Origin of the sequence: Alkalihalophilus lindianensis (genome assembly GCF_032843265.1) — a bacterium.
GTDB lineage: Bacteria > Bacillota > Bacilli > Bacillales > Bacillaceae_D > Alkalihalophilus > Alkalihalophilus lindianensis.
Map to the genome: position 1 here is coordinate 1 of NZ_JAWJBA010000792.1, position 247 is coordinate 247.

Here is a 247-nt window from a genome sequence, read left to right on the forward strand (position 1 = left end):
AATCAGTTACATAAAAGATAAGTCATGGAGGTTTCAAATATGTGTGCTAGCATAGCAGTAGTCGATTTTACTTTATCTCTTTCATAATGATAAGAATGGAAAGGAGATAAAAGTATGGGTATATTTTCTATATGTGTCATTAAAAGGGTTCATTATCAACCAGATCAAAAATAATTGGTTATAATGAACCAGAAAAACCCAAAATACACGCAAAATTTTATTACTTCTAAAAAGCATGTAAAAGAAA

At 28.3% G+C, this 247-nt stretch carries 1 protein-coding gene and 1 pseudogene; both read left to right on the plus strand.

Annotated features, from left to right (window positions below):
* Positions 1-114: 114 nt before the first annotated feature.
* Positions 115-174: an erythromycin resistance leader peptide gene (locus RYX56_RS26100; RefSeq protein ID WP_369293572.1), complete on the plus strand. Its 60-nt coding sequence runs from the start codon at positions 115-117 to the stop codon at positions 172-174.
* A gap of 9 nt (positions 175-183) precedes the next feature.
* A pseudogene (locus tag RYX56_RS24355) lies at positions 184-247 on the plus strand (rRNA adenine N-6-methyltransferase family protein); the annotation flags it as partial.